Source organism: Rhodococcus artemisiae (assembly GCF_036327795.1).
Classification (GTDB): Bacteria; Actinomycetota; Actinomycetes; order Mycobacteriales; family Mycobacteriaceae; genus Rhodococcus; species Rhodococcus artemisiae.
In genome coordinates, this window is sequence record NZ_JAUTXY010000002.1 from 323750 (window position 1) to 349499 (window position 25750).

General features: G+C 68.3%; 20 protein-coding genes and 1 pseudogene. 7 read left to right on the forward strand and 14 right to left on the reverse strand.

Translation table 11 applies throughout. The annotated features are described in order from the left end of the window. Positions 1-118: 118 nt before the first annotated feature. The 3 genes from Q7514_RS05815 to Q7514_RS05825 are packed head-to-tail and all read right to left on the reverse strand — an operon-like array spanning position 119 to position 3968. Positions 119-1567, reverse strand: coding sequence for an aldehyde dehydrogenase (locus Q7514_RS05815; RefSeq protein WP_330132301.1), 1449 nt, complete (start codon positions 1565-1567; stop codon positions 119-121). Positions 1568-1603: 36 nt separating this feature from the next. Continuing rightward, positions 1604-2764, reverse strand: a complete 1161-nt coding sequence (locus Q7514_RS05820) for a hypothetical protein (RefSeq protein WP_330132302.1) — start codon at positions 2762-2764, stop codon at positions 1604-1606. A gap of 19 nt (positions 2765-2783) precedes the next feature. Beyond that, positions 2784-3968, reverse strand: coding sequence for a phosphotransferase family protein (locus Q7514_RS05825; protein WP_408016049.1), 1185 nt, complete (start codon positions 3966-3968; stop codon positions 2784-2786). Positions 3969-4083: 115 nt separating this feature from the next. Between Q7514_RS05825 and Q7514_RS05830 the strand changes: the two genes are divergently transcribed. Then, a complete protein-coding gene (locus Q7514_RS05830; protein WP_330132304.1) occupies positions 4084-4449 on the forward strand; it encodes a hypothetical protein in 366 nt (121 codons plus the stop codon). A 57-nt stretch (positions 4450-4506) separates the two neighbouring features. On the opposite strand, the gene Q7514_RS05835 is transcribed toward Q7514_RS05830, so the two are convergent. The 3 genes from Q7514_RS05835 to Q7514_RS05845 all read right to left on the reverse strand — a co-directional run bounded on the left by Q7514_RS05835 (position 4507) and on the right by Q7514_RS05845 (position 6699). Then, positions 4507-4935, reverse strand: coding sequence for a CBS domain-containing protein (locus Q7514_RS05835; protein WP_330132305.1), 429 nt, complete (start codon positions 4933-4935; stop codon positions 4507-4509). Between the two features lie 102 nt (positions 4936-5037). Then, the gene (locus tag Q7514_RS05840) at positions 5038-5925 is read right to left on the reverse strand and encodes an ROK family protein (RefSeq protein WP_330132306.1); all 888 of its coding nucleotides are present in this window, start codon (positions 5923-5925) and stop codon (positions 5038-5040) included. An 18-nt stretch (positions 5926-5943) separates the two neighbouring features. Further along, on the reverse strand, positions 5944-6699 hold the full coding sequence (locus Q7514_RS05845) for a class I SAM-dependent methyltransferase (protein ID WP_330132649.1): 756 nt from the start codon (positions 6697-6699) through the stop codon (positions 5944-5946). A gap of 184 nt (positions 6700-6883) precedes the next feature. Between Q7514_RS05845 and Q7514_RS05850 the strand changes: the two genes are divergently transcribed. Next, positions 6884-8098, forward strand: coding sequence for a glycosyltransferase family 4 protein (locus Q7514_RS05850; RefSeq protein WP_330132307.1), 1215 nt, complete (start codon positions 6884-6886; stop codon positions 8096-8098). On the opposite strand, the gene Q7514_RS05855 is transcribed toward Q7514_RS05850, so the two are convergent. Next, on the reverse strand, positions 8024-9841 hold the full coding sequence (locus Q7514_RS05855) for a hypothetical protein (protein ID WP_330132308.1): 1818 nt from the start codon (positions 9839-9841) through the stop codon (positions 8024-8026). The genes Q7514_RS05850 and Q7514_RS05855 overlap by 75 nt on opposite strands. 40 nt (positions 9842-9881) lie before the next feature. Here Q7514_RS05855 and Q7514_RS05860 point away from each other — a divergent pair, with 40 nt between their 5' ends. Beyond that, positions 9882-11168 (forward strand): polysaccharide biosynthesis protein, encoded by a 1287-nt coding sequence (locus Q7514_RS05860; protein ID WP_330132309.1) that lies wholly within the window; start codon positions 9882-9884, stop codon positions 11166-11168. 22 nt (positions 11169-11190) lie between these two features. Here Q7514_RS05860 and Q7514_RS05865 read toward each other — a convergent pair whose 3' ends face one another. Then, complete coding sequence (locus Q7514_RS05865; RefSeq protein ID WP_330132310.1) at positions 11191-12441, reverse strand: DUF3068 domain-containing protein; 1251 nt, start codon at positions 12439-12441, stop codon at positions 11191-11193. A 251-nt stretch (positions 12442-12692) separates the two neighbouring features. Between Q7514_RS05865 and Q7514_RS05870 the strand changes: the two are divergent. Further along, positions 12693-13622 (forward strand): annotated as a pseudogene (locus tag Q7514_RS05870) (acyltransferase family protein); the annotation flags it as partial. A gap of 71 nt (positions 13623-13693) precedes the next feature. Here Q7514_RS05870 and Q7514_RS05875 read toward each other — a convergent pair. The 4 genes from Q7514_RS05875 to Q7514_RS05890 all read right to left on the reverse strand — a co-directional run bounded on the left by Q7514_RS05875 (position 13694) and on the right by Q7514_RS05890 (position 19936). After that, positions 13694-18052, reverse strand: coding sequence for an alpha-(1->3)-arabinofuranosyltransferase (locus Q7514_RS05875; RefSeq protein WP_330132311.1), 4359 nt, complete (start codon positions 18050-18052; stop codon positions 13694-13696). Further along, entirely contained in the window at positions 18033-18206 is a 174-nt protein-coding gene (locus Q7514_RS05880) for a DUF2613 domain-containing protein (protein ID WP_169687267.1), read from the reverse strand. The genes Q7514_RS05875 and Q7514_RS05880 overlap by 20 nt, the downstream gene beginning before the upstream one ends. Before the next feature lie 98 nt (positions 18207-18304). Continuing rightward, positions 18305-19387: an isochorismate synthase gene (locus Q7514_RS05885; protein WP_330132312.1), complete on the reverse strand. Its 1083-nt coding sequence runs from the start codon at positions 19385-19387 to the stop codon at positions 18305-18307. An 81-nt stretch (positions 19388-19468) separates the two neighbouring features. Then, positions 19469-19936: a universal stress protein gene (locus Q7514_RS05890; RefSeq protein ID WP_054718659.1), complete on the reverse strand. Its 468-nt coding sequence runs from the start codon at positions 19934-19936 to the stop codon at positions 19469-19471. 120 nt (positions 19937-20056) lie between these two features. Between Q7514_RS05890 and Q7514_RS05895 the strand changes: the two genes are divergently transcribed. Together Q7514_RS05895 and Q7514_RS05900 are read left to right on the forward strand one after the other, a co-directional pair. Next, a complete protein-coding gene (locus Q7514_RS05895) occupies positions 20057-21250 on the forward strand; it encodes a glycoside hydrolase family 3 N-terminal domain-containing protein (RefSeq protein ID WP_330132313.1) in 1194 nt (397 codons plus the stop codon). 80 nt (positions 21251-21330) lie between these two features. Next, positions 21331-21939, forward strand: a complete 609-nt coding sequence (locus Q7514_RS05900; protein WP_330132314.1) for a TetR/AcrR family transcriptional regulator — start codon at positions 21331-21333, stop codon at positions 21937-21939. Between the two features lie 61 nt (positions 21940-22000). Here the strand turns inward: Q7514_RS05900 and Q7514_RS05905 are convergent, their stop codons facing one another. Both Q7514_RS05905 and Q7514_RS05910 read right to left on the reverse strand, forming a co-directional pair. After that, complete coding sequence (locus Q7514_RS05905) at positions 22001-22876, reverse strand: MaoC/PaaZ C-terminal domain-containing protein (protein ID WP_330132315.1); 876 nt, start codon at positions 22874-22876, stop codon at positions 22001-22003. After that, positions 22876-24222: a 3-oxoacyl-ACP reductase gene (locus Q7514_RS05910; RefSeq protein ID WP_330132316.1), complete on the reverse strand. Its 1347-nt coding sequence runs from the start codon at positions 24220-24222 to the stop codon at positions 22876-22878. The genes Q7514_RS05905 and Q7514_RS05910 overlap by 1 nt, the downstream gene beginning before the upstream one ends. Positions 24223-24316: 94 nt before the next feature. Here Q7514_RS05910 and Q7514_RS05915 point away from each other — a divergent pair, with 94 nt between their 5' ends. Beyond that, positions 24317-25672, forward strand: coding sequence for an acetyl-CoA C-acetyltransferase (locus Q7514_RS05915; RefSeq protein WP_408016042.1), 1356 nt, complete (start codon positions 24317-24319; stop codon positions 25670-25672). The last annotated feature ends 78 nt before the right edge of the window (positions 25673-25750 follow it).

Sequence of the window (25750 nt, forward strand, 5' to 3'; positions counted from 1 at the left end):
ACGACCCAGCAGGCGCCGACGAGGATCGAGCGGGAGGTTGTGTGCGGATTCCCCGAAAGGGGTGCACACAACCTCCCGCTCGACGGGCCGGATGAGGGCCGAACAGGGGGCTGGGAGATCAGCCCTGGTAGCCGGGCGGGTACAGCACCGACTTCGTCTCGCAGAACGCTTCGAGCCCCTCGGGGCCGTTCTCCCGGCCGATACCGGAGTTCTTGTATCCGCCGAACGGTGATCCGGGATCGAACGCGTACCAGTTGATTCCGTAGGTGCCCGTGCGGACTCGCGAGGCGACGTCGAGGCCCTTCTCCACATCGGTGGTGTACACCGACCCGGCGAGGCCGTAGTCGGAATCGTTCGCGATCTTGATCGCGTCGTCGACGCTGTCGTACGGCAGCACCGACAGCACCGGCCCGAAGATCTCTTCGCGGGCGATGGTCATCGAGTTGTCGACGTCGGCGAAGACCGTGGGTTCGACGAAGTAGCCCGTGTCGAGACCGGCGGGGCGGCCACCACCCAGCACGAGGCGTGCACCCTCTTCGAGGCCCTTCTTGATGTAGTCCTCGACGCGGTCGCGCTGCTTCGCGGAGATCAGGGGGCCGAGCTGGGCGGCTTCGTCCGACGGTGGGCCGACGGGGAAGAAAGCGGCGGTGGCGACGATCTTCTCGACCACCTCGTCGTACCGGGAACGCGGTGCGAGGATCCGAGTCTGGCCGACGCAGGCCTGCCCGGTGTTCATCAGACCGGACATGACGAGCATAGCGATGGTGGAGTCGAGATCGGCGTCCTCGAGGATTATCGCGGCGGACTTGCCGCCGAGTTCGAGCGAGCAGCGCTTGAGGTTGCGCGCGGCGATCTCGCCGATGTGCTTGCCGACTGCAGTGGAGCCCGTGAAGGTGATCTTGTCGAGGTCCGGGTGCGAGACGAGGTGTTCGCCGGTCTCCGCGCCACCGGGCATCACCGACAGCACACCTTCGGGGAGGCCGGCCTCGGCGAAGATCTCGGCGATCACGTTGACGGCCAGTGGGGATTCGGGTGCGGGCTTGAGGACCACGGTGCAACCGGCGAGCAGTGCGGGACCGAGTTTGTTGGCACACAGGAACAGCGGCACATTCCACGCGATGACCGCGCCGACCACACCGACGGGTTCGCGGGTCACTCGCGTCCGCCCGAACGAGCCGTTGCGTTCGTCGACCCAGGGAAACGTATCGGCCAGTCCTGCATAGAAATTCAGTGTCGCGAGTGACGGAGTCATCTGCATCATCTGCACAGACGCGGCGGGCTGCCCCATCTCGGACGAGACGATCTCTGCGATCTCCGCGCCTCGTTCTTCGATGATCTTCGCGGCCTTGCCGATCACCTCTGCACGCGCGGCCGGGGTCATCCGCGGCCACGGTCCGTCGTCGAACGCGGTGCGTGCTGCGGCTACCGCTGCGTCGACGTCCTTCGGTCCGGCGACGGGTACCGAACCGACCCGTTCTTCCGTGGCCGGGGAGAATACGTCGAGCCTCTCGTCGGTCGACGGCGCCGTCCACGTGCCGCCGATGAACAGCTTGTCGTAATCCGTCATTGCCTCATCCTTCTCGATGCGGTGTGCTCGTACTCGTCACGGTGATCGGGTCTCGTCGGCGTCGACGAACCCGGTGAATCCGTACTGTCGGTGCGGTCCGATCACCGCGACCTCGAACAGTCCGGTGCCGACGACTGCGCTGCCGTCGCCGCCGGTGATGTGGAACCTGGCCAGATGGTCGGTGGGGCAGAACATCAACATCGCCGGGTCGATCTCGCGGGTGTCGCGGCGCAACGACTGCACGACGAGGTCGCCCTGCCACATGCCGTGTCGCCAGTCGGGTTCGAGCCCGTATCCCGTGCCGATCGCCAGCAGGTTCGCGACCAGCAGTTCACATTCGACGACCAGCGGATCGCGGCCGGGGCGGTGGAAGGTGAGTGTCGCACTCGTGACCGTGCGGGTACCCGGCGCGAACCGCAGGGCGTGCTCGGGTCTTCCCAGCCATTCGGGTTCGGTGTCGGGCCGGATGCGGATAGCTTCCTCGAGCAGGCGGCGGCCGGTGTCGTCCTCCTGCACGATGACGACGATCGTGTCGCTGCCGAACTGCATCACCGAGTAGATCCAGAAGAATCCGGGTGTGCCGTCGGCGGCCTTGCGGCCGGGTGGTTCGGCCTCGCCGACCGGCCGCACACCCCACGATCTGTCGCGGTTGCCCCGCCAGACCTCCGGATCGACCTCGCGGCTGTGCCCGTCGACGGTGAGGGTGCCCGACCACGTGCCGGATTGCACGAACCGCGACGTGTCCATCACGACACGTTCGAGTTGCCGTAGCTTCTGTGGATCTTCCTCCGTCGCGGGTACGTCGCCGTCGAAGGTGAGATCGAAGGACAGGTCTGCGGTTTCGGGATGCCCCGCTTCGAGTACCACGCGCAGTCGCTGCAGACCTGCGAGCACCTCCACTCGCAGCGGTCCCACCGCGGTGTCGGTGCGGTCGGTTCCGAGCGCCTTCGAAGCCCGGACGACGATGTGGTCGTTTCCTCGGCGTAGCACTGCGAATCCGTCGCACACACCGAGATTCGGATACTGGCCGAGACCGACGACGAGGAACAGGTCGGCTTCGTCGGACGGATAGCAATTGAAGTAGTAGCGGTCGTAGAAGTTGCGGTCGGAGGTTGCTACCCGGCGGATCGGTTCGGCGGTCTGGTGTACCGGGTAGTCGTCGAGCGGCGACAGTGAGCCGCGCGGGTCCGCTGTCACGTCAGTGCCTCCCAAGCTCTCACGTCAGTGCCTCCCAATAGGTTCCGTCGAGCATCGATTCGAGGGTCGTGCGATGCATGATCATGGCGTCGGGGTCGTCCGGCTGTTCGGAGGTCGAGCCGACGACGGACTGACCGAAGTGCGCGGCCCGGGTGGCGATGCGCAGCATGATGATCGCGTGCTGCACCGCGGCGTAACAGGTGTGGAAGTCGAGGTGTTGCGGGACGTGCCCGGTGCGCTGCGCGTAGGTGTCGGCGACCTCGTCACGCCGCAGGAAACCAGGTAGTCCCTCGAGTCCCGCGAGACCGGCGATGTCCTCGAAGAATCTGTGCAGAAAGATCATCCATGCCAGGTCCATTTCACGGGCGCCTGTCGCGGCGAGTTCCCAGTCGAGTACTCCGGCGGGTTCGAAGTCGTCGAACATGATGTTGCCGATGCGTGCGTCGCCCCAGCACAGCACCGCCGGGTGGGGGTCGTCGGGGACGTGTGTGTCGAGCCAAGTGAAAGCACGTTCGATCAGTGGGGAACGCGGCCCGGTCCGGGTGGTCCACTCGTAGTAGGCACGTTGTGCCGCGACATGCGCGCGGATCGCGTCGCCGGCGCAGGGGTGTGAGGCAAGGCCCGCGGTCGTGGGGTCGACGGTGTGGATCTGCGCGAGGACATCCACAGTGCGGTCCTGCAGGGTGGCGCGCTGGTCGTCGGTGGCCTCGGTGACCCACGAACCGAAGTTGTAGGGCATCACATCGGGCGGCACGACGCCGTCGATGCGCGACATCACGAGGAACGGTGCGCCGAGCACGGCGGTATCGGATTCGGTCCAGTGCACGTGTGGCACGGGGATGGTGGTGGCGGCCGCGACGGCGCGCATGACGCGGGCTTGAGCGTCGAGGTCATAGTGCGGGAACACCGGTATCGCGCTGTCGGCGGGGGCGACGCGGGCGACGAGCCGGTGGTCGGTGCCGTCCCAGCGGGCATCGAACAGCAGGGTCTCGCTGGACATGCCGTTGGATTCGGGGATGTGTACGTCGCCGACGACCGGGTCGATGACACGCTCGGTGAGCCAGCGTTGCAGGCCGGTGCGTACGACGTCTGGATCGCGGCGGGACTCGCGTGGACGGGCGGCCTCGCCGTGGTGGGCTGTGTCGTGCGGGTCGATCGCCACGAGGGCCCCTCCCTTGCATGTTGCAGGTTTCGTGTGCCGCATCACATCGGCACGCCAACACTAGAACACGTTCCATCTTTTTGAAAGGGAGCGTCGGGTCGTGGCGAAGACCGGCCGGGCCCGCCACACTGGAGAGTGCCGACCGTCAGGAGCAAACATGGCAGAGAACAATCCGTTCGGATTCGACCCCGAAGACATCGACCGGGTCGTCCGCGAGGCCGGAGAAGAACTGCGCGAGCTCAAGGGCCGGATCTTCGCATTCCTCGACCAACCCGTAGCAGCGCCGCAACAGTCCCAGCCGAAGCCGCGACCCGAGACCACGGGCGACGCGGGTGACGGCGTGTGGGTCGTCTACACGGCGGATGCCGGCGGCGTCGCCCGCGTCGACCAGGTGTATCCATCGGAGCTCGAAGCGCTCCGCAGTCTCAAGGGCAACACCGACCCTGCCCGGTCGGCGCGGTTCCTGCCGTTCGGGATGAGCGTGAGCGTGCTCGACCGTCAGGCCGACTCGCCGACCGAATGACCACGCAGACCTGATGACCAGGGCAGAGTAGGGCCTGCGGAGGAGAACCGAGCCGGGTCAGCCGTTGTGGATGTACGACCGGAGCTGGTCGCGTTCGGCCTGCAGCTCGTCGATCCGGCTCTTGACCACGTCGCCGATACTGACGATCCCCAGCAGTTGCCCGTCGACGACGACGGGCAGGTGCCGGATGCGACGGTCGGTCATGGTCTCGGCCAGGCTGTCCACGCTGTCGGTGGGCAGGCACATCGCCACATCGGCCGTCATGACCTCGGAGGCCGCGGCGACGAGTATCGACGGGCCCCGCTCGTGGAGCTGCCGGACGATGTCGCGCTCGGTGACGATGCCGACGACGACGGTGCCGTCGACGACGACCATCGCCCCGATGTTGTGGCGCGCGAAATCCCCGATCAGCTCACAGACCGTGGTTCCCGGGGGAACCGTCTGCACCGCTGAACCCTTGTTCCGCAAAATTTCGGCAATCCTCATCGGATACCACCGATCCGTCCCACCGGGCCCGTTGGGCTTGTCGAGGTAGCGCTGGTCCAGTCAGGGTAGGTCCTCGGAACCCGTGTGCCGCCGAATGGTTACCTACTCGTGACCATGCGTGAGGGCAGCGGAGCCCACGAGTGTTCCCAGCGCACCCAACGACGCCGGCACGATCCGCAGGTCCCGGATGAACTCCAGCCGGGCCTGCCGCGCGGCGGACGCCAGCATCGGACGCCACAGCGGTGTTCCCGATTCCGCGAAACCACCGCCGACGACGACGAGCGAGACATCAGTCAACGCCGCCGCAGATGCGATGACCTGGCCCAACGCAGTTCCTGCGCGCTCGAGTGCCGCTGCCGCGACACCGCTGCCGTCCTGCGCCGCTGCCGCGAGCGCAGCGCCGTCCTCCCCCTCCCAGCCGTGTGCCCGGGCCCATTTCGCCGCGGCGGTCCCGCTGGCCACCGTCTCGATGCAGCCTGCGCCGCCGCACGTGCACTTCTCGAATCCGTAGGCCGAGACGATGTGGCCGATGTGACCGGCGTTCCCGGTGCGGCCGGCCACGAGGCGACCGTCGAGCACGATGCCACCGCCGATCCCGGTACCGAGTACCACCCCGAGGAGATCGTTCGCTCCGCGACCGGCGCCGAATCGCTGCTCGGCCAATGTTGCGGCCGCACCGTCCATCGCCAACGCGACGTGCGCGCCGGGAAAGAGGCTGCGCACAGCCTCCACCAAGGGAAATCCTGACGACCACTCGGGGATGTTGATGGAGGAGACGGTGCCGCTCCGCGTGTCCACGGGCCCTGCCGCCGCGATCCCTACCGCAGTGATCGGTTCGGCACCCGCGACCTCGCGTAGCAACGCGGCGCACGTGTCCCACACGCCGGCCCCGGGTACGGGCACGGTCTTCGGTTCGACGGGTGTCCCGTCGTCCGCGACGAATGCCGCGGCGAACTTCGTGCCACCCACGTCGAGAGCCAATGCGGTCATGCCCGCGAGGTTAGGCGATCAGCGGCGCCGCAGCACGAGCACCAGGTTGCTCACCAGGAACTCGCGCACCCCCGGCACCCGAACGAGCGACCACGCCCACTGCGGGTGGTAGCGGGGGAACGCGGCGAGCAACTCGCCGTCCGGCGTCGACCGGGCCCAGTCGAGGCCGTCGGTGCACCCCACCTCGAACAGCGACACACCGTATCGGTTCTTCGGTTCCTTCCCGTGTTTCCGGGCATAGCGACGCGCTGCGTACTCGCCGCCGAACGCGTGCCACGGACCGGTCTCGTGTCCACCGAACGGACCCCACCACAGCGTGTACGAGAGCACCATCAGCCCGCCGGGTCGCGTCACCCGCAGCATCTCGTCGGCCATCACCCACGGCTGCGAAACATGTTCGGCGACATTCGACGAGAAGCACACGTCCACCGACCCGGTGCGCAGCGGCAGCGCGAGGCCCGACCCGCGGATCGCGCCACCCACCTGCAGTCCGGCCGCGTGCATCTCGGACGGATCGGGCTCGATCGGCACGTAGCGCGACCCCACTTCGGCGAATGCGTCGGCGAAGTAGCCGGGTCCACCCCCGACGTCGACGACGGTGGTCCCCGCGAGACTGTTGCCGGTCAGGCCTGTGTAGAGGTCGCCGACGAGATCGACGGTGTCGTGGGCGAGACCACCGTAGAATTTGTCGGGTGCGGTCTGCTCGAAACGGAAACTGCCGAGCAGGCCGATGGAGCGCCGCAGGGTAGCGCGGCGTTCGAACAGCCGGGTCACACGCGGAGCGGACGTGGTCTTCGATGGCACGTCGAACCACAGTAGTGCCCGCACGGCTGTGCACACCGCGGCCCTCGCCGACTCCGAAGGCCGTCGTGCACCTCCATCGCGAGCGCACCCGCTAGTGTGTCCGTGACATCCACCGCGTCCATACGGGCGTGCGCAATCACCGGGGGGTATCCGCGTGCGGGAGGTTCTCTTGCTCTGCTGGCGTGACAGCGGGCACCCGCAGGGAGGTGGCAGTGAGCGCTACCTCGAGCAGGTCGGGGCGCAACTCGCTGCCCGCGGCATCAAGGTCACCCTGCGGACCGCGTCGTACCCGGGCGCGAGCAAGCGCGACACCATCGACGGTATCGCCGTCAGCCGCGGTGGCGGCCGCCTCGGGGTGTACCCGCGCGCCCTCGCGGCCATCGCCGCCGGACGCCTCGGATTCGGCCCGCTGAAGGGCATCCGCCCCGACGCCGTCATCGACACCCAGAACGGCATCCCGTTCTTCTCCCGATTCGTCGCCGGCGCACCCGTCACCGTGCTCGTGCACCACTGCCACCGCGAGCAGTGGCCCGTCGCGGGACGTGCGATGGCGAAGCTGGGCTGGTGGATCGAATCCACGTTGTCGCCGCGTGTGCACCGCCGCAACCAGTACCTGACGGTATCTCTGCCGTCGTCCGACGAACTGCGGATGCTCGGCGTCGACCACGACCGCATCGCGGTGGTCCGCAACGGTGCCGACGCCATCCCTGCAGACGTCATCCCCGGTAGCGAACACACCCGTACCCCGCACCCGAGCGTGTGCGTGCTGTCGCGGCTCGTGCCGCACAAGCAGATCGAGGACGCACTCACTGCGGTCGCTGCGCTTCGCACGCGCATCCCCGCCCTGCACCTCGACGTCGTCGGAGGTGGCTGGTGGGAACAGAACCTGCGCGACGTCGCCGCCGAGCTGGGCATCGAGGCCGCCGTAACCTTCCACGGCCACGTCTCCGAGGACCGCAAGCACGAGGTGCTGGCACGGTCCTGGCTGCATGTGATGCCGTCCCGCAAGGAAGGATGGGGGCTCGCGGTGATCGAGGCCGCACAGCACGGCGTCCCGACGGTCGGATACCGCAGTTCGAAGGGCCTCACGGATTCGATCGTCGACGGCGTGACGGGTGTCCTCGTCGATTCCGCCGGCGACCTCACCGACGCGGTCGCAGAACTGCTCGGTGACGCCGAGCGCCGCACCGAGCTCGGCGACAAGGCCCGGATCAGGGCGGGTGAATTCTCTTGGGAGGCCACCGGATCCGGTGTGCTCGAGGTACTGGCCGACGTCGCGTCGGGACGGTGGGCGTCAGGCCTGTTTCCTCGAATCGCGCCGGAGACGACCGGCGAGGGCACGGAGCAGCTCCGATACTCGGGTATGTAGACGGGTTGCGAGCATGCCGGTGGCCCCGGCGGCCACCACCAGCATCAGCAGCAGGTGCGCAAGGATCGCCACGTTCCGACCGGTCGTCTCCCGCGCCCACGCGCCGTCGACCTGATAGAGAGCCAGATCGTCGTCGCTGTAGACCTGGGTGAGCATGTCGAGGGTCTCCTCCGACCGGCCGTGATCGCCGGGGGTGCCGTGCTCGACCACGACCCATCCGACACCCCGCGCCGTCAGCTCGGACGGATCCGACCCATCGAGCAGGAGACGCTCGACGTCGACGGCACGTGCGCCCTCCCCCTCCACCGCGCCGCCTTCGACGATGAGGGTTCCGGTCTGCAACACGTCGGCGCGCAGCATACGGGGCGCCGGGTCGAGGACCGCCACCGGGCCGGAGTAGTCGAACCGGCGGAACATTCCAGTGGGCAGCACTGCGGCGTCACCCTCGCCCGCGGTGACGATGCTCGCGACCTGTTGCCATCCTTCCGGGTATCGGACAGGTCGTACCTGTCCGCCGACACCCCATGCCAGGTCGGGGAGCGCACCCACCACGGCGACGACCGACAGCGCCGCCCACGCGATGTCGCTGCGGGCGCGGTCGGGAGTGAAATGCTGCCGCAACGCCCCGACTCCGGCGGCAGCGGCCAGCACGTAGAGCGGCATCAGCAGTGCCACCCACTTCTGGGTGTCGCGCAGCAGCCCCGCCCCGGGGACGTTCACCATCGCCCATTCCCCGAATCGCAGACCCGGTGCGGTGGCGCCGAGAGTCGTGCCGAGTACCGCGACGACCGCGACGACCGCGAGCGCGACGATCACCGGGTTGCGACGTCGGCGCCACAACGCGGGCAGTCCGCACGCGACGACCAAGAGCAGCAGGACGGTCCCGATGAGCGCCCACGGCGTCGTGCGTGAGCCCGGAACTGCATCGGCATTCCAGATGCCGCCGAGACCGGCGACCGACCCGATCGTGCCCAGGAGCGGCTCGGCGCGGGCCGCGAACGCACTCACACCTGCCGGGTCGGCCTCGGTGCCGCCACCGGACAGAGCGGTTGCGACGAGCCACGGTGCCGACACCGCCACGGTCAGGGCGGCGGCACCCACGAGCCGCCCCACCCGCGACACGCGGCCCCCGGGCATCGCGAGGACCACGACCGCGGTCACCCCGGCGAGAAGTACCCCGGTCGGGGTCAGTCCCGCGACCCCGAGCCAGAACGCGAGCGCCCACCATCCGCCACCTGCGCGTCGACGCACCGCGACCGCCGCGCAGATCGCCCACGGCAGCGCGGCGTAGCCCGCGAGGAGACTCCAGTGCCCCTGCAGCAACCGCTCGCCCACGTACGGGTTCCAGATCGCGACGGTCACGGCCGTCACCTGCGCAGGCACGCCGGAGCCGGGCAGTAGAACCGAAACGAGCCGCGCTGCACCGAATCCCGCCGCCCACAGTGACGCGGTGAGAAGGACGGTCACCGCGACACCGCCGTCGACGACCGTCGTCACCCACGCAAGCAGCGCATCCTGAGGGACCGCCCGGGCCGCGGCGTCGGACAGCCCCAGCGCCGAATCGGTGAGATACGAACGGGGGGTGCTCACTGCGTCGCGCAGCAGCAGATAGCCGGGTGAGGTGAACATCGGACCGAGCACGACGACGGTCAGGACAAGCGACCACACCGCTGGAACGAACGTCGGTGCCAGTGCCGGCGCGCGTGGCGTCGCGCGATGACGGTGCAACCCCTGCGTGGACATGGCCGCAGACTACGGTGCGCACGGGTGCGAGGATGGGCGGATGCCGCCAGAGAACACGACGCGTCGCTCCGGGACCGGAACTGCGGTGGCCGGGATGACGATGGTGACCCTCGGTGCGATGACCGCCAACATTGCGTCCTACCTGCTGCATCTGCCCGCGGGGCGGTGGCTCGGCCCGGCCGGGTACGGGGAGTTCGCGAGCCTGCTCGCGGCCCAGTTGGTTCTTGCGGTACCGGCGCTGGCATTGCAGACCGTGATCGCGCGTGAAGCTGTGCACGGTGCCGGCACCGCGGTGCTGCGTCGGCTCGGTCACCGATGCGCATTGATCGCCGTCATCGCCGCTGTGGCTCTCGTGCCGGTGGTGTCGTGGGCACTGGACACGAGCATCGCGGGTGCGTTCGGGGCGCTGGTGACGGCGCCTCTGTTGGTGCTTCTCGCGACCGAACAAGGACTGCTGCAGGGACGGGCCCGGTTCGCGGCGCTGAGTGTCGTCCTCGCCGCTGCCGGGATCGCGAAGGTCGTCCCTGCCGTCGCGGTGCTCGCCGCCGGTGGCGGCCCGGGTGCTGCGCTGCTGGCCGGCGCGGCGGGAACCGGAGTGGTGGCGGTGGCTGCCGCGCTGTTCGTCGGTCGCAGCGAGCCCGAACACCCCGGCGAGCCCGAACATCCCGGGGACGCGGAGGCTGCGCCCCGCATACCGGGAGCCGCGGCGGTGATGCGCGCGTCGCAGGTCCAGCTCGCGCTGATCGCGTTGACGTCGCTCGATCTGATGCTCGCGCGCATGCTGCTCGATGCAGACTCCGCCGGCCTCTACGCGCTCGGCGCGGTCGCGACGAAGGTGGCGTTCTGGTTGCCACAGGCCGTGGGGGTGGTGTTGTACCCGCGGATGGCGAACCCGGCAGAGTCGGCGTCTGCGGTGCGTTCGGCCCTCGCGGTCCTCGTCGGTCTCGGCACGGCCCTTGTCGCGGCTGCGGCGATCTGCGCGCCCGTCGTGCCGCTGCTCGTCGGCGACGCCTACGAGCCCGTCCAGTCCCTGCTGTGGTTGTTCGCGCTGCAGGGCGCGTGCCTCGCGGTGCTGCAGGGCGCATTGCTGTCTGCGATCGCCGGGGATCGCACCTCGCTGGCCGGTGTCGCGTGGGTGGGTCTCGCAGTCGAGGCCGTCCTGATGTCGACGGTCGCGTCGACGATGAAGCAGTTCATCGCGGTGGCAGTCGGCGTCGCAGCCCTCACGGCCGCGGTGGTCTCGGTACTCGCGGTCCGCGGGGCTTCCGCGGCGACGAAGACAACTCGGCTCGAACACACGAACGCCGCCCCGCGCCGGGAGGCGTGAGGCGGCGTTCGTTCGGCCTTGATCAGTCCTGAGTGGGGGGCTTGTTCAGGTCTGTGCGGGGAATTTCCTGTGTCGGGTCGGTCGTCCAGTCCCGCTGCTCCGGCTCCTGTGGAAGATCGGTGCGCGGGATGACCTCGGTGCGGTCGTCCGTGAAGTCGCGCTGCGTGTCGGCGGCATGCGCACCACCGGCACCCGCTGCTGCGGCCGAGGCCGGACCGGCGGGAGCCGGGCTGCCCGCCGCGGCGGCACGGCGACCGCCGTTTCCGCCACCGCGGAGACCGAGGACGAAGCCGATGATCAGCAGGATGACGCCGAGGATTCCGGCGATGATCGGCAGGGTCCTGCCGAAGAGCGACAGCTGGTCCTGGCCGTCGCGGGCCTGCTCGAGCTGGTACTCGATCGTCGGCTCGTCGAACGGCAGTGTCACGTCGAGGACGGTGACCTCGGGGGTGTTCGCCTCACGCGCGTAGTACTGGTCCTGCTGTTCCTGACCCTTGACGACGACACCGGTGATCGGGTCGACCCACAGGTCGCGGACGTTGTTGTACCAGCGGGTCATCTCGACGGGCTCGTCGCCTTCACCGACACCCCACGTCGAAGCGGGGAGCTCCAGCTTGTACGTCGGGGCACTGGGGTCGGCCTCCGACATGTCGACCGGGCCGATCTCGTGCTTGAAGTGGTAGACGGGCATGCCGTTGATCTCTTCCTCACCGACGAAGTCGATGGGGTAGGTCTCACGCGCATTGATGTCGTAGTACGGGTACGACTCCTGCTTGACGTCGAACGGGAACTTGTACTGCAGGCCCTCGCGGTTGTCGATCTCCTCGCCCGGCGAATCTGCGGACGTCTGGATCGTGCTGACCCGATCCGGGAACTCCTCCTGCGACACAGGCATCGACGACACCCGGTCGATCGTGAGGCGGTCGACGGTCGCGGACACGAGTCCGGTGTCTCCCTGCATGTCGAGTCGGCGCACCGTCTGACCGGCCTGGAGCGTCATGATCTCGCCGTCTGCCGGATCCTCGACCGTGACGAAGCGCTGGGCGACGATCGGGACGTCGGTGTCGACCTGAGCGTTACCGGCGAGCAGGGCGCGCGAATTCAGAATGTCGCCGGTGCCCTCGGCGACCGTGGTCACCTCGAGGTCGAGCGGCGTCTTCTTGAGCTTCCCCACGGTGTACGTCGGGATCAGAATTGCGATGGCCAGAAGGAATGCTCCCAGGCCCACCAGAATCATTGCCAGTATCCGGCCCGAGCTGGAACGCTCAGCCATGCTGTATCTCCTCACTCAACGGTTTCATCGAGTACCCCCACCGGCAGCAGGGCTGCACGGATCGCCTGGCATCCGACCCGCGAACACCACGTGAGCCCAGACACTAACAGTCCGGGGTTCGATAACGCGCGCCCGCACGCCGCGCGGCCCACACTTCTCGTTTCGGGCACTACACGGCAGACTGGTCGCCGATGACCGCTCCCAACATTCCGTCCCGCTCCGCGGCAGGCTTCCTTCCCGCGCTGGAAGGAATGCGAGGAATTGCCGCCGTAGGTGTGCTGATCACCCACGTCGCATTCCAGACCGGAGCGGTGCACGACCCCTGGATCGGCAGGGTGTGGGGCCGATTCGATCTCGCGGTGGCCCTGTTCTTCGCGCTCTCGGGTTTCTTGTTGTGGCGCCCGCATGCGGCCGCCGCGCGCGACGAGGCCGATCGGCCGTCGACGCGTCGGTACTTCCTCTCGCGCGCCGCCCGGATCCTGCCTGCCTACTGGGTGGCCGTGATCCTCATCCTCTGGCTGCTGCCCGGCGCGGGTGGCGGTCCGACGGTGTGGTGGGCGAACCTCGCGCTGGTGCAGGTGTTCGTTCCGCTGACCCTCACCGAGGGACTCACCCAGATGTGGAGTCTGTCGGTGGAGGTGGCCTTCTATCTCGTGCTGCCTCTGCTCGCCTGGTCGGTGAGCCGCCTGCGCGGTGACACGGCCCGCTTCCGGATTCCGGTCCTGCTGGGTGCGGCCGTGCTGTCGCTGGCGTGGGTCTGGGTGCCCGTGCCGACTCAGGACCACATCAACCACGACAACTGGCTGCCCGGTTACATGCCGTGGTTCGCCGCGGGCATGATCCTCGCCGAACTCGCCGTGCACCCTCCGACGTGGATGCACCGCCTTGCCGCGAAGCGGCACATCATGGCGATCGCGGCGCTCGTCGCATTCGGTCTCGCGACGACGCCGCTCGCAGGGCCGAAGACCCTCACCACTCTCGAACCGTGGGAGTACAACGGCAAGATCGTGCTGGGTGCCGTCGTCAGTTTCGTGTTGTTGGCTCCGCTCGTGCTCGCGCCGCGCGCCGAACACCGCATCCTGGCGAGTCCGCTCGCGCTGACGATCGGCCGCTGGTCCTACGGCATCTTCATCTGGCATCTCGCCGTGCTCGCCGTCGTCCTGCCGGTGTTCGGCATTCCCGCGTTCCAAGGACGCTTCTGGTTCGTGCTGGCCGTGACGATCGTGCTGAGTGTCGCGGTGGCATCCGTGAGCTACGCGTTCGTCGAAGAACCTGCTCGGCGGGCGTTCCGCCGCTGGGAACGCCGCCGCCAGAACTCGGGCACCTCCGCGGTACGGGACGCCGCGACACCGACCGCGACCAGCCCGACCAGCGCCGCGAACTGAATCAGGTACGAGTGTCCGACGTAGCCGTCGGGTGAGCGCCACGGTCCCGTCGACAACAAGGCCATTGCGAGCATCGTCGATCCGCCGGCGACACCGACGAGGATCCGCGACGCGGTCGTCGTACCCCACCGCGCGGCCACGGCGAGCACACCCGTCGCGCCGAGAACAGTCACTGTGACCCCCACACCGCCGGCGACGATGCCGGAGGTGGCCGCGACCCCGAGAAGAGCAACAGTGGTCGAATGCCATGTCCGTGGTGCGGGACCGGGATCCGGCACAGGTCGGCGGCGAGGCAGGAGGGGCCGGAACGCGAGGGCGAACAAAGGAAGAAGGAGAAGGAGGCCCCCGAAGATCCCCAGGCGATACCACCGATCGGTCGCGAATTCGAGGGTGACGGTGCCTTCCGCACCCGCGGGCACGATCCAGCCCTGCTGCCATCCGTCCACCACGACCGGCGTCAGCTCGGTGCCGTCCGGCGTGGAGGCGACCCATCCGACATTCGTGCTCTCCGGCACCACGATCAGCTGATCGGAGTCGGACGCGGGTACCTGCAGTTCACGCAGGTTCTCGGTCCACGAGCCCATCTCGAGTTCCACGGGATCGGTGCGTGGCGGTTCCGCACCTACGAGCGGCAACTGCAGGCTCGACGCCACGAACGCGGTGCCCGGCTCGACGTCCACATCGATCCGGCCCGCCGACATCCCGACCGCGTCGGTGTCGCACAGGGTCGCCGGCACCTCCGCGCCTTCCGCGAGGTCGCGGACCGACCCGGTGACCGAGGTGCGGTAGCTGCGGCCCTCGATCGTGATCACGGGCCCGGCCTCGCACCCGACGGTGACGACGCGGTCGTAGATCGAATCCTGCGCGCCTATCGGTCCGTCCTCACCGAGGACGGTGATCTCGGCGAGACCCGGCGGTGTCTCCTTCGAGAACCCGAGGATCGTGCGATCGATCATGTCGTCGTGATCGACGAGGGTGAGCTGCACCCGGTCGGTGAGGTGCGGGGTCAGCTCGATCGCCGTGCCATCGGCACCGAATGTCGCCGTGGAGTCCTCGTCGAGTTCCCGGACCTGCGGGCCGTTTCCGAGGTTCACCGCCACTCGGGTGGGTGTGGCGGGGAGCGCTCCCAGCGACGTCGCGAGATCGAGACCCGTCACCACCTGCGGTGACGGCAGTTCGAGCGTCAGCGTGGGATGTGGCGCGCCGGGTTCGAGTGAATTCTCCTCCGCGGTCCACGACGTGCGTGGATCTCCGTCGGTGGCGGCGAACGCCGAGCCCTGCAGGTCCACCACGTCGGCGGCGCCGCGGGCGACGACCCGATCGGATCGGTCGATCGCCTCGTCCAGCGCCGGTCCGGGGCGGGCCCGCACCCACAACTGCGGGGTCACCCACGACTCGGTCGGAACGTTCAGGGTGCGGGTGAACACGTTCGGTTCCTCCGGCGCGGTTGCCAACCCGAACGCGCACCGCACTCGGTCGGGGGTGTCGACGCAACTACCGCGACCCGGAAACTCCTGCCGAAGATCCCAGCCGCGCACCGAGGCACCGTCAGCGGGGCCGGGCACGACAATGCGTCGCCGGATGTCGAGGAACTGGGGGTCGGTGCGGTCTGTGTGGTCCTCGAGCGCGACCTCGGACAACCCGAACTGGTTGCCGCGGCTGCCTCCCTCGGCATACGTCGCGGTGATCCGGATCCACGTCGTCGTGCCCAGCGGCAACGCGACGGTCTGCGGGGTGCCCGGCTTCTCGACGCGCACGGCGGTACTTCCCCGGTCGGTGGTCACCTCGAGCCACTTCACCGGCGCACCCAGTGCACCCGAACTCGTCGTCAGGTGCAGGATGCCCGCGTCGATCGGGGTGTCGAGGTCGAGTTGCAGCCATTGCCCGATCGCGGATTCGAGGCCGTTGCTGTGCCAACCGGTGGTGGGGTCGCCGTCGACCGCGGCGGCCGGGCTGCTGCCGACCGATGTCCCGCCGAGCTGCGTGGCATCCGACGCGGCGCTCGACACACTGATCCGTGCGCCTTCCCATTCGGCCTGCACGAGTTCGGTGTCGGGCACGGGATAGTCGGGCACCAGATTGTGGGTGCGTCGGTCGTCGCCTTCGGCGCGGATCGTCGACGAATGGTGATCGACCTGACCGTAGTCGGTTTCCCGATCGGTGGGGGTGTCGGTCACGGTCAGTGTGTCCGGTTCCCGTCCCGCGCGTGCACTGTCCGCCGCGAACAGCCTCGGACCCACATGCGTGGGATCGGTGGTGTTCAGGCTCAGCAGCGACTCGGGTCCGCCCTGCACCATGGGGACCGACGCGGCGTCCACCGAATACGGCCCGACAGGCGCGTCCGCAGGTTCGTCGACCCGGTAGATCTCGACCGCCCGATAGACCGGGCGCAGATCGGCGTCGGCGACGACATCGTCGGGTTGGACGCGTTCGATCTCCGAGCCGAACTCGGCGACCCGCTCGATGCCCGGTGATCCCTCGACGGCCCGGTGCACCAATGCCGGACGTGCCGCCGGGGAGGTTTCGGGATCGAGATCGTTGCGCACCACCAGATAGCCGATTCCCATGCTGCGCAGTGTCGCCGCGAGCCCGGGCGACGGACGGCCGTCGGCGATGAGCCGCTGCACGGAGTCGAGGGCCCGGATCGCGCCCGGCGGTACCAACGGCACCGCGTCGCGTGAGGCCCACGGCGTGGACGCGAGAGCCTGGATCGGCTCGTCGCGGGTCAGTCCCCAGATCTGGCTGCCGAACGGCGCTCCGGGCAGGATCAGGGCGCGTTCGCCGCGCTCGTCGGTGTGCTCGTCGAGCCACTGCGCGGTCTCTCTCCAGTACTCGGGCACCTCGTCGTATGCGCCGCGAGGTGCGAGTTTCCCCGTCCACGCGAGCGACGTCGCGAGGGTCGCGGCGACGAGGACCAGCGTGGAGAAGGCGACCATCGGGTTGCGTTCGGGATGCGCGAACGCGGTGCGGGCGCGGCGCCACGGCACCGAACCGGGCAGCGGCACCCACCGCAGCAGATGCGCCAGTCCGAGAGCGAGGGGGAGCCGCACGAGCGGCTCGAGTTTGTGTACGTTGCGCAGCGGTGCGCCCGCGGAATCGAGGAACAGGCGCACCTGGTCGGCCAGCGGGGAACTCAGCTCACCGACGTATCCGGCGCCGAGACCCGCGACCCCGACGAACAGGATCAGCGTCCACCGGCCGCGCGCCGGCATCGTCCGCATCGCCAGGCCCGCGAGCCCTGCGGCGGCGAGCAGACCGGTGACGAGCACCGCGGCGGGTTGGGTGACGAGCACTGCGCCGGCGATGCGTTCCGGCGACACGAACGGTGTCCAGCTGCTGGTGCCGCGCAGCACCTCGGCCAGCGACGTCCATTCGGTCGTCACCCCGGACGACTCGATGAAGTCGAGGAACGGGGGACTCACCCTGCCGAGCAGCAGCAGCGGCACCATCCACCACGTCACGGCGACCACGCACAACGGCAGCCACCACACGGTGAAACGCCACCAGCGTCGGTTCGGTCGGTGCGCGATCCACCACAGGCCCGCGACGAGGCATGCCGCAGCGGTGGCCACGGCATTGATCGCGCCCATCAGGGCGACGGCGACGGCCGACTGCGCGGCGAGGACACGGTGCGACACCGCATCCCGCCCGTTCAGATATCGCACCAGCGGCAGCAGCACCCACGGCGCGAGCATCAGCGGGTGCGCTTCCGACGAGATGGATCCGAGGGTCGTCAGGACTCGCGGCGACAGGACGAACACGGTCGCCGCGATCACCCGCGAACCACGGCTGCCGACACCGAGTGCTTCCGCGAGCCGGACAAGACCCCAGAAACCCGCGACGAGCAGCAGCGCCCACCACAGACGCTGCGTGATCCACGGGGGAATATGCAGGGCCTGCCCGAGAGCGAAGAACGAACCGTGTGGGAAGAAGTACCCGTACGCCTGGTTCTGCACCTGCCCGAGCGGCGCCAGGCTGCTCCACTGGTGAGCGGCGCGCGCCAGGAAACCGATCGGGTTCTGCGTCAGGTCGTACTTGGTGTCAGCAACGATCAGGCCGGGGACCTGAGCGAACGACAGAACGAGCCCGACGGCGGCGACAACATACAGCCACCGCCGCGACAGTGGTTCCGCGTTCGGTGAAGACTCGGTGTCGGAAGGTTCCGCAGCGCCGTGCGTACGTGAACTCGAAGCGTTGCCGGCGCCGTCAGCGGCTGCCGTACTCAACCTGGTTCAGGAGGGACGAATCAGCATTGCCGCTGCGATCGATCTCGGGACGAGAGTTCTCGGATACCGCAGCCGTGACTCCGAATACGGCGACAGCGCCGACCACGACGCCGGCCACCGCGCTGATCAAGCCTGGCCCCAGGAACTTCCCCATACCCAACTCCCCATCATCGATCGACTGACGTCGTTTGGTTCCGCGTCAAGGTATCACTCCGGAAAGCGGAGGCGGTGCCAGCGCACCGTCCGAACCACTCAGAGTCCGATGGTGCCGAGCAATGTGCGCAGTTTCGCGGTGGTCTCGGCGAGTTCGTCGTCCGGATCGGACTCCGCGACGATGCCGCCGCCGGCCCACGCGACGGCCCGCAGCCCGTCGGAGCTTATCTCGGCGCAGCGGATCGCGACGAGCCAGTCGCCGTCGCCGTTCGAGTCGCACCAGCCGACCGCACCGCCGTAGAAGCGGCGGTCGCCTTCCGTCGCGCGGATCGTCGCGAGAGCCGCCTCGGTGGGCGTTCCGGCGACGGCGGGTGTCGGGTGGAGGACAGCGGCCACGGTGAGTGCGTCGGTGCCCGGATCGCGCAGTGTCCCGGTGATCGGGGTTGCCAGGTGCCACACGTCCGGCGTCGACGTCAGCTCGGGTCCGGCGGGAATGTCGAGGTCGCTGCAGAGCGGGGTCAGCCGCGCTCGGATCCAGTCGATGACGAATGCGTGCTCGGTCCGGTTCTTCGTCGACTTCAGCAGATCTTCACCGGCCTTGCGGTCGGCATGAGGATCGGTGTGGCGGGCGGCGGTGCCGGCGAGCGGACGGCAAGTCACCCTCTCGCCGCGCACGCTGACCAGCAGTTCCGGACTCGCGCCGACCAGGGTGTGACCCCAATACCGATCTTCCGAGGCACTGAGGTCGAGTGCATAGGTCGTCGCGTCAGGGTGGCGTTCGATCATGCGTGCGGCCAGTGACAACGGGTCGATCGGTTCGTCGGCCTCGAGCGCCACGCGCCGGGCGGCGACCACCTTGTCGAACTCGCCGAGCTCGAGCCGCTCGATGAGCGAACGCACCCGCGCGACGTGAATGCGGGGGAGGGGGATCTGCGCGGTCATCCGCACCGCAGGCAGATCGGGAAGGTCGGCGGGGGCGTCCCACGGTCCGTCGGTGATGTCGACGGTCTCGGGTTCGGTCAGCGCGACTGCCCGATCCGGGTTGAACGGCAGAGCTCCGGCAATCAGATCGGCCTTGCCGCGGCGCAGAGCCGTGGACGCCGTGGCGACATCGGAGAACAGGCGCCGCGTTCCGATGGCGTGAACAGAGCGATCGGCGCGCGAGAGCAGGAATCCGTCCATGGTGTGACGACGATATCGTCCGCACACCGTGTCTCTTGTAGTGCGGGGTCCTCTGTAGTGCGGGGATCCTGGCGGTGTTCGTCAGCGTCCGGGCGGCACGATCAGGACAGGTCGGTGGCTGTGGCGGAGCACGTGGTCGGCGACCGAGGACTGCAGCAGCGAACGTAGCCCCGTGGTGCCGCGGGTGCCGGTGACGATGATGTCGACGTCCAGTTCGTCGGCGGCCTCGATGATCGCCGCCCACACCGCGTTGACGACCTCGACGGTGCGGCCCTCGGCATGCAGGCCGAGAGAGTTGGCCAGTTCGAGGCCCTCACGGTTGGTCACCTTCGCGTCGGAGAGCGCTACGTCCTCGTTCTCTTCGTCCGGTACCCACTCGGGTTGCATGACGCCCGAAAGCCCGGACATCCGTGCGGCCTGGCGGACCATCGGCTCCCACGCGGTGACGACGATGGCACGGCACGATTCGAGGAAGCGACCCGCGTATTGCACGGCGCGCTTGGAATTCTCGGATCCGTCGTAAGCGATGAGGATCAGGTCTGCGGCCAACGTGCACTCCTCCAGGTCGTGTACGTGAAAGCTCTCGTATCGGCGGTGGTTGCGTGCACGATACCTCGCTCAGCGGGTGGTGGGGAGGCCTCTTACCCGAGTCGGCTACCGTCGAGGATCATGCGGATCCGACACAGCCTCGCCGTCGTCCTCACCTCGGCACTCGCGGTCACGGCCTGCGGTGCCGGCGACACCGCCGACGCCCCGGCGTCGGAGTCGTCCGCGACCTTGGAATCGGCGGCAGGTCAGTCGTCGACGTCGGCACAGTCGTCGAACGACACCTCGGCGACGGCCGCGTCTCGGCCTACGGTGTGCGGCGACGAACTGCTCGCGTCGCTGTCGCTGCGTCAGAAGCTCGCGCAGCTGCTCAACGTCGGTGTCACCGGTGCCGACGACGCGCTCGCGATGATCCAGGCGGAACAGATCGGCGGCATCTTCGTCGGCAGCTGGACCGACCCGGCGATGCTCGCGCAACGTCAGATCCCCGGGGTCGCGGCGCAGAGCCCGTTGCCGCTGATGGTGACGATCGACGAAGAGGGCGGCCGCGTGTCGCGGGTGGGTGAACTCCTCGGCCCCGACCCGTCGGCCCGTGCCACGGCGCAGAGCATGACCGTCGACGAGACCTACCAGATGGCTCTCGAACGGGGCCATGAGTTGCGTGAGCTCGGCATCACCGTCGACTACGCACCCGACGTCGACGTGAGCAGCCAGCCGGACAACTCCGTGATCGGCGACCGCTCCTACTCCGACGACCCGGCAGTCGTCACCGACTATGCCGGGGCGTACGCGCGTGGTCTGCAGGATGCCGGTGTGATGCCGGTGCTGAAGCACTTCCCCGGCCACGGCTCCGCGTCGGGTGATTCGCACACCGGTGCTGTGACCACCCCGCCGCTCGACGAGCTCGTCGCGAAGGATCTCGTGCCCTACCGAGAACTCGTCTCGCCCGACGTCGGGGTGATGCTCGGGCACCTGGACGTTCCCGGCCTGACCGACGGTCTGCCCGCGAGTATCAGCCCCGCCGCCGTGGATCTGCTGCGCACGGGCACCGGCTACGGCGGCCATCCGTTCGACGGAATGATCTTCACCGACGACCTGTCGGGGATGCAGGCGATCACCGATTCCTACCCGATCACCGAGGCAGTCGAGGCCGCGTTGGTCGCGGGTGTCGACCAGGCGTTGTGGCTGACCACCGATCAGGTTCCGGCGGTCCTCGATCACCTCGAGCAATCGGTGGCCTCGGGCGAGCTGCCCGCAGCGCAGGTCGATGAGTCCGTGCGCACCGTCGCGCGTGCCAAGGGTGCGCTCGACTGCTGAGAACGCGTCGATCCCGCGGTGGACTCCGGTTCCCTACCGTAGAGTAAGAACTTGTTCGTCACGTAGGTGTTGGAGGAGTCATGGCCGGCGGTACCAAGCGACTGCCCCGTGCGGTGCGGGAGCAACAGATGCTCGATGCCGCAGTGGATGTGTTCTCCGAAAACGGGTTTCACGACACATCGATGGATGCGATCGCAGCGCGCGCATCGATCTCGAAGCCGATGCTCTACCTGTACTACGGATCGAAGGACGAGCTGTTCGCCGCGTGCATCAGCCGCGAGGGGCAGGCGTTCGTCGAAGCCCTCAAGCCCGCCGGCGACCTGTCGCTGTCGCCGCGCGAACAGTTGCGCGTGGCTCTGGAGTCGTTCCTCGGTTTCGTCGACGCCCACCGCAACTCGTGGATGGTGCTCTACCGCCAGGCATTCGGGCAACAGGCGTTCGCCGGGCAGGTGCAGAACAGCCGCGACCAATTGATCGAACTGACCGCCCATCTCCTCGAATCCAGCACGCGCGACCCGGAACCCGGTACCGACTTCCAGATCATGGCCGTTGCGCTCGTCGGGGCGGGCGAAGCGGTCGCCGACCGTATCGCAGGCGGCGAGATCGACGTCGCGAAGGCCGCCGATCTGCTCGAGAACCTCGCGTGGCGTGGTCTCGCGGGCAGGAAGAAGCCCGACCAGCAGGGCTGATCGGACTTCTTCCTCGGAGTGTGTGCCGGGACGCCCCCATCGCGCCCCGGCACACCGGGACTCAGCGCAGGGTCGCGGTGAGGTGCGGGTACTGCTTCTTCGGGTGCCGCACCGCGAGATCCCAGCCGGAGGCCTTTCCGTCCTGGTCGCCGTCACGCTGCGCGTAGAGGCTCAGCGACGACGGCAACAGCACCGGCTTGCCGAACCGCACCGAATAGGTGACCTTCTCGGGGATCCGTCCTTCCACCGCCGACAGGGTGGCCGCGGCTGTCCACATACCGTGTGCGATGGACTTCGGGAACCCGAATGCCTTGGCGCCCAGCGACGACACGTGGATCGGATTGCGATCGCCCGATACCGCCGCGTACTTGTCGATCGTCTTCTGATCGACGCGCAGCGTGGCGGTGGGCACCTCCGGAATCTCCTCGGCCTTCGGTTCCGGCTTCGGCTCATCGGACAGCGACGTGCGCTGCTGATGCAGGAACGTCGAGGTCTGACGCCATACCGTCTCGCGTCCCACATTCACGACGGTGACGAGATCGACGAGCAGGCCCTTGCGGTGCTCACGCATGTTCTCGGCGTGCACACGCAGGTCGAGGGGCTCGGTGACGGAGATCGGCCGCACTTGCTCGATCACGTTCTCGGCATGCACCGAACCGATCGCCGCGAACGGAAATCCCTTGGACACCATCAGTTTCATCACGAGCGGGAACGTGAGGATGAACGGGTACGTCAGCGGCAACGTGTCGCCGAAACGCAGACCGCACACCTTTGCGTACTCGGCGAGGTTGTCGGGATCGACCCGCAGCCCGCGGAGCACCAGCGTGTCGTCGGGCAGCGAATCGCCGGATGCCCCCACCACCGGCAGCGCCGACAGCACGGCGCGACCGTAGACGTCGAGGATCGACGGGCTCTCCGACAGTTCGATCTCGCTCATCAAGCCCCCAGCATGGACTGGCCGCAGACACGCACGACCTGCCCGGTGACGGCGCTCGACGCGGGGTTCGCGAACCACGCCACGGTCTCCGCGACGTCGACGGTCTCGCCGCCCTGACTCAGCGAGCTCATCAGACGCCCACCCTCGCGGGTCGCGAGCGGGATCGCGGCGGTCATCGCGGTCTCGATGAAGCCAGGAGCGACGGCGTTGATGGTGATGTTCTTCTTCGCGAGCACGGGCGCGGTGGCCTGCACGAGGCCGATGACGCCGGCCTTGGATGCGCCGTAGTTCGTCTGCCCGCGGTTGCCCGCGATGCCTGCGATCGACGACACGTCGATCACGCGGCCACCCTCCTTCAGGGCGCCCTTCTCGACGAGGACCTCGGTGATCTTCTGCGGGGCAATGAGGTTCACCGCCATCACGGAGTTCCACTTGCCGCCGTCCATGTTGGCGAGCAGCTTGTCGCGGGTGATGCCGGCGTTGTGGACGATGATGTCGGCACCGCCGTGGCGCTCGAGCAGATGTGCGGCGAGCTTGTCGCCGGCGTCGGCAGCGGTGACGTCGACAGGGAAGGACGTGCCACCCACCCGGTTGGCGGTCTGAGACAGCGCTTCACCGGCAGCCGGGACGTCTGCTGCGATGACGGTCGCGCCGTCGCGGGCGAGGACCTCGGCGATCGTCGCGCCGATGCCGCGAGCGGCACCGGTGACCACCGCGACCTTGCCTGCGAGCGGCTTGTCCCACGAGTCGGGGGCGGTGGCGTCGCCGTCGCCGACACGGACGACCTGGCCGTCGACGAACGCCGACTTGGCGGACAGCAGGAATCGCAGCGTCGACTCGACGCCGGACAGACCGGTCGAGGCCTTCGGCGAGACGTAGACCAGCGCGACGGTGGCGCCGCGACGCAGCTCCTTGCCGAGGCTGCGCGTGAAGCCTTCGAGTGCGCGCTGCGCGATCTGCTCGTCGACGGACGCCGCTTCCTCGGGTGTGGTGCCGAGGACGACGACGCGCCCGCTGGGGGCGAGACTGCGGATGACCGGCTGGAAGAACGTGAAGAGCTGTTCGAGGCCCGCGGCGTCGCTGATACCGGTAGCGTCGAACACGAGAGCGCCGAATTCGGTGTCGGCCGGGTCGGCGAACGTGTAGTCGCGCAACAGTGTGCGGATCGGTTCCACGAGGCGACCGTTGCCGCCGAGGAGGACGGGGCCGGGGAGTGCGGGCTCACCGGGCTGGTAGCGGCGAAGCTTCTCGGGCTGTGGGAGACCGAACTGCTTCGCGAGGAAAGAGCCGGGTGCGGACGAGATGAGCTGGGAATAGAGCTTGGGGGCGCCCTTGGCGTCAGCCACGTTTCCACCTTCTTCGAATTCGGTCGTCGATGCTGTAGTCGACAACTAACTTACTCCTGAGTAAGAATAGTAGCCACAGTTCGAGTCCATCTGAATGCGGGAGATACCAGTGACCACCAATGCCCGATCCACGCAGCTGCGTCATATCGCTCGTTCCACGCAGCAGCGTCGCGTCGCCGTCCTCGGTGGCAACCGGATCCCGTTCGCGCGTTCGGACCGCAAGTACGCACGCGCGTCCAACCAGGACATGTTCACTGCAACCCTCGACGGTCTCGTCAGCCGCTTCAACCTGCAGGGCGAGCGCCTCGGTGCCGTCGTCGGGGGAGCGGTGCTCAAGCACAGCCGCGACTTCAATCTCGTCCGCGAGAGCGTCCTCGGCAGTGCCCTGAGCCCCTACACCCCCGCGTGGGACCTGCAGCAGGCGTGCGGCACGGGCCTGCAGTCGATCATCTCGGTGGGCGACGCGATCGCCGCGGGCCGAATCGAGGCCGGCATCGGCGGCGGCGTCGACACCACCTCCGATGCCCCGATCGCGGTGAGCAACCCGCTGCGCGAGTTCCTGCTCTCGCTCAACCGCGCCCGCACGACGGCCGATCGCGTCAAGCTGCTCGGCAACGTGCGTCCGTCCATGCTCGGCATCGAGATCCCGCGCAACGGCGAGCCGCGCACCGGTCTGTCGATGGGCGACCACGCCGCGATCACCGCGAAGGAATTCGGGATCCGCCGCGAAGACCAGGACGAACTCGCCGCCGCGAGCCACCACAACATGGCCGCCGCGTACGATCGCGGATTCTTCGACGACCTCGTAACCCCGTTCCTCGGGCTGACCCGCGACGACAACTTGCGCCCCGATTCGTCGGTCGAGAAGCTGTCGACGTTGAAGCCGGTGTTCGGCACCAAGCTCGGCGACGCCACGATGACGGCGGGGAACTCCACCCCGCTCACCGACGGCGCCTCCGCGGCACTGCTGTCCACTGAGGAATGGGCCGCAGAGCGGAACCTGCCGGTTCTCGCGTACCTCGTCGACTCCGAGACTGCCGCCGTCGACTACGTCCACGGCGGCGACGGGCTGCTCATGGCCCCCACCTACGCCATTCCGCGTCTGCTGCAGCGCAACGGCCTCACTCTGCAGGACTTCGATTTCTACGAGATCCACGAGGCGTTCGCGTCGGTGGTGCTCGCCACACTGCAGGCGTTCGAGTCGGAGGAGTACTGCACGCAGCGCCTCGGCCTCGACGCTCCGCTCGGATCGATCGACCGCAGCAAGCTCAACGTCAACGGATCCTCGCTCGCCGCGGGTCACCCGTTCGCCGCGACCGGCGGCCGCATCGTCGCTGCTTTCGCAAAGTTGCTGCACGAGAAGAAGCAGGAGACCGGCAAGCCCGCGCGCGGCCTCATCTCGATCTGCGCCGCAGGTGGCCAGGGCGTGACGGCAATTCTCGAAGCGTGAGCTCCCGGCGACGTCGGACGCATTCGAGAAATTCGTTCCGAATGCGTGTAACACCCCCGTCGAAACGGCGATAGAACA

Coding starts and splice junctions, on each gene's coding strand:
- Q7514_RS05905 (WP_330132315.1), bottom strand. CDS start 22,876: ATGAGCGAGATCGAACTGTCGGAGAGCCCGTCGATCCTCGACGTCTAC.
- Q7514_RS05830 (WP_330132304.1), top strand. CDS start 4,084: ATGGCAGAGAACAATCCGTTCGGATTCGACCCCGAAGACATCGACCGG.
- Q7514_RS05915 (WP_408016042.1), top strand. CDS start 24,317: ATGCGGGAGATACCAGTGACCACCAATGCCCGATCCACGCAGCTGCGT.
- Q7514_RS05815 (WP_330132301.1), bottom strand. CDS start 1,567: ATGACGGATTACGACAAGCTGTTCATCGGCGGCACGTGGACGGCGCCG.
- Q7514_RS05825 (WP_408016049.1), bottom strand. CDS start 3,968: ATGCGGCACACGAAACCTGCAACATGCAAGGGAGGGGCCCTCGTGGCG.
- Q7514_RS05860 (WP_330132309.1), top strand. CDS start 9,882: ATGCCGCCAGAGAACACGACGCGTCGCTCCGGGACCGGAACTGCGGTG.
- Q7514_RS05865 (WP_330132310.1), bottom strand. CDS start 12,441: ATGGCTGAGCGTTCCAGCTCGGGCCGGATACTGGCAATGATTCTGGTG.
- Q7514_RS05855 (WP_330132308.1), bottom strand. CDS start 9,841: ATGTCCACGCAGGGGTTGCACCGTCATCGCGCGACGCCACGCGCGCCG.
- Q7514_RS05900 (WP_330132314.1), top strand. CDS start 21,331: ATGGCCGGCGGTACCAAGCGACTGCCCCGTGCGGTGCGGGAGCAACAG.
- Q7514_RS05880 (WP_169687267.1), bottom strand. CDS start 18,206: ATGGGGAAGTTCCTGGGGCCAGGCTTGATCAGCGCGGTGGCCGGCGTC.
- Q7514_RS05895 (WP_330132313.1), top strand. CDS start 20,057: ATGCGGATCCGACACAGCCTCGCCGTCGTCCTCACCTCGGCACTCGCG.
- Q7514_RS05885 (WP_330132312.1), bottom strand. CDS start 19,387: ATGGACGGATTCCTGCTCTCGCGCGCCGATCGCTCTGTTCACGCCATC.
- Q7514_RS05835 (WP_330132305.1), bottom strand. CDS start 4,935: ATGAGGATTGCCGAAATTTTGCGGAACAAGGGTTCAGCGGTGCAGACG.
- Q7514_RS05840 (WP_330132306.1), bottom strand. CDS start 5,925: ATGACCGCATTGGCTCTCGACGTGGGTGGCACGAAGTTCGCCGCGGCA.